3 protein-coding genes are annotated in these 3,101 nt (G+C 71.6%); 1 reads left to right on the top strand and 2 read right to left on the bottom strand.

Translation table 11 applies throughout. The features are described from left to right. Positions 1-259 (bottom strand): MTH1187 family thiamine-binding protein (locus tag C2142_RS35415; RefSeq protein ID WP_148647225.1); only part of this gene is annotated, 259 nt, incomplete at its 3' end. Positions 260-697: 438 nt separating this feature from the next. On the opposite strand from C2142_RS35415, the gene murJ reads away from it, so the two are divergent. After that, complete coding sequence (gene murJ, locus C2142_RS35410) at positions 698-2,266, top strand: murein biosynthesis integral membrane protein MurJ (protein ID WP_241003333.1); 1,569 nt, start codon at positions 698-700, stop codon at positions 2,264-2,266. A gap of 296 nt (positions 2,267-2,562) precedes the next feature. Here the strand turns inward: murJ and C2142_RS40945 are convergent. Then, on the bottom strand, positions 2,563-3,101 hold a 539-nt coding region (locus tag C2142_RS40945; RefSeq protein ID WP_241002982.1), incomplete at its 5' end, for an STAS domain-containing protein.

Here is a 3,101-nt window from a genome sequence, read left to right as displayed (position 1 = left end):
TGGCGGTGAGCCCGTCGGTCACCCCGGCCCGGTCGTCGATCTTGATGACGGTGCTCACCCGGCCGCTGTACGCCTTGACCGCCTCGATCGCGTCGCGGATCACCGGCATCACCTCGTCCCACTCCCCCTCGATGCTGGTGAACATCGCATCGGTACGGTTCGGCAGCCCGCTCGCGCGGACCACCCGGACGGCGGCGGCCACCGCCTCCCCCACATCCTCGCCGACCCCCAGCGGGGTGACCGAAAACGCTGCGATCACGGTTCTGCGCTCCTCTCCCGGACGACTGGTCACGACGCCCCGGCCCTACGGGCCACCGGGCGCCGCGACCAGGCTAACCTCGCGCCCGACCGGCGCCCTGCGCCCGGCATGACGCCGACACTCCGTCAGCCCGCCTCCACACCAGAGGCGTCACGCCAAGGACGTCACACCAACGCCGTCACGCCCTCGCAGCCACGCCAACCGTCCGTCAAACCCGACGGGGCCCCGGACGCCGACGAGGATGCCGACGGCTGAAGACCAACGACTGAGGACCAACAACTGAAGACCGACTGCTGAAGTCCGAGGACCGAAGGCTAGATTGTGCCCGTGATCGAGGAGACATCGCTTGAGAAGTTAGAGCGGTCGAGCGTGCAGCGCAGGAAGCACGCGGCCCCCAAGCAGGCCAAGGCCGGTGGTGTGCTGCGGTCGTCCGCACTGATGGCCGCGGGGACGGTGGTCTCGCGCGCCACCGGACTGATCCGGCAGGTGCTGCAAGGCGCAGCACTGGGCACCGGGTTGCTGGCCACCACCTACAACCAGGCCAACACGGTGCCCACCAGCCTGTACTTCCTGCTGATCGGCGGCGCTCTGAACTCCGTCCTGGTGCCCCAACTGGTCCGGGCCCGGGCGGAGGACCCCGACGGCGGGGCCGCCTTCGAACAGCGCCTGGTCACCCTCGTCCTGTGTGTCCTGGGCGTCGGCACCGCGCTGGCCACCTGGGCGGCTCCCGAGATCATCAGCGTCTACCAGCACGACACTCCCACTACGCATGACGCGTTCGAGCTGACCGTGGTCTTCGCCCGCTTCCTGCTCCCGCAGATCTTCTTCTACGGCGCGTTCAGCATCCTCGGGCAGGTCCTCAACGCCCGGAACCGGTTCGGGGCGATGATGTGGACCCCGGTCCTGAACAACGTCGTACTGATCACGGTGTTCGGCCTCTACGTCGGCATGATGACCGCCCCGAAGACGGTCTCGGACATCACCGATGCCCAGGTCAGGCTGCTCGGCATCGGCACCACCCTCGCCCTGGCCCTCCAGGCACTCGCCCTGATCCCCTACGCCCACGCGGCCGGATTCCGGCTGCGGCCGCGCTTCGACTGGCGGGGCACCGGCCTGCGCAGGAGCCTGGGCGCAGCGCGCTGGACCCTGCTGTTCGTCCTGGCCAACCTCGTCGCGAGCACCGTGGTCACCCGCCTGGCCTCCGCCGCCGACGACGCCCTGCCCAACGACGGCGTCGGCTACACCGCCTACAGCTACGCCCAGCAGATATGGATGCTCCCCCAGTCGATCGTCACGGTCTCCCTCGTCACCGCGCTCCTCCCCCGCATGAGCCGGGCGGTGGCCGAGCACCGTCTCGACGACCTGCGCGCCGACCTGTCCCGCGCGCTCCGGATCAGCGGCGTCGTCATCGTCCCGGCGGCGTTCTTCTTCGTCGCCTTCGGCCCGCAGATCGCGCAGCTGCTGTTCGCCCACGGAGCCACCGACGCCGCAGCGACCGTCCCTCTGGGCCAGATGCTGCAGGCTCTCGGCCTGGGGCTGATCCCGTTCTCGGCCCAGTACCTCCTGCTGCGCGGCTTCTACGCCTTCTCCGACACCCGCACGCCGTTCCGCATGGCACTGTGGATCAGTGGCACCAACATCGCTCTGGCCGTGGTCTGCCATCTGCTGTTGTCCCCCCGGTGGGCGGTCACCGGGATGGCCGCCGTCTACGCCCTGTCCTACGCCGTCGGCCTGCTGCTCACGGCTCTGCGGCTCAGGCGGCGCATCGGGGGACTGCTCGACGGTCGTCGGATCTGCCGCACCTACGCCAAGTTGACCGCGGCCGCCACCGGCGCCGGAGCCGCCGGCTGGCTCATCGCCCGCGTCTGCAGCCACGGCCTCACACCTGCCGCCTGGACGCCCGCCCTCTCGCTGACCGTGGGCGGCACCGCGATGGCACTGCTGTTCCTCCTCCTTGCGCGGCTTCTGCGGATCGGGGAACTGCGCGGCCTGCCAGGGCTGGGCTGACCCGGCTCGTCACGGCACGAGGGACACCGAGGAGCCGGTGGGAAGCACCCCGGTCCCTCGGCGCCGACCACCGACCACCGGCTCCCGCCAGAAGTACGGCTGTTGGCAGGTCACTTGAGCCAGCGAGGTTCGAACTTCCGGCCACCGGGCCCGCCCTGAGGACCGGGATCCGCCTCGGATGCGAAGGGGCGTCCACCGGCGGACAGAAGCCCGACCGCCGGATCGACGCCCTCGCCGCAGTACCGCGATGCTCAATTCCCGCTCCTGTCAGCCGCTTTGGCAGCAACGGCGCCCCGTCAGGCCACCGTCGGCAGCGGCGGCTCGACCGCCAGCGGCGCCGAGCTGCGGGCGCGGTGCTGGGCGGCCCAGGTGGTGAGCGCCACCGTGCAGGCGTGGTCCAGGTGGCGCAGCCCGGACCAGTCCAGCTCGACCGGGCGGTCGGCGGGCAGGCGCTCCAGCGCATCCAGCAGCCGGGGCAGCCGCAGGAAGGTCGCGTTGCCGCTCAGCCGGACCCGCATCAGCGGCCCGCCGCCGTCCGGGCCGGCCCCGACACCGCCCTCCCGGGCGCCACCGCCCTCGCCGGCCGGCAGCTCCTCGACGCCGATCTGCAGGTGCGAGGTCTGCCAGGCCGACTTGACCACCGCCAGGCCGATCCCGATCAGCACCCCCTCGAAGAGGTCGGTGCCGATGATCGCCGCCGCCGTCACCACCAGCACCACCGCCTCGCCCCGGTGGTCCCGGCAGAGCGCGGCGATCCGCCGGACCGGGACGAGCTTGGCGCCCGCGTGCACCAGGACGGCGGCCAGCGCGGTCAGCGGCACCAGGCGCGCCGGGC

The organism is Streptomyces sp. CB01881, from assembly GCF_002953255.1.
Classification (GTDB): domain Bacteria; phylum Actinomycetota; class Actinomycetes; order Streptomycetales; family Streptomycetaceae; genus Kitasatospora.
The sequence above is the reverse complement of the archived record's forward strand: the minus strand, read 5'-3'. Positions and strand labels throughout refer to the sequence as shown.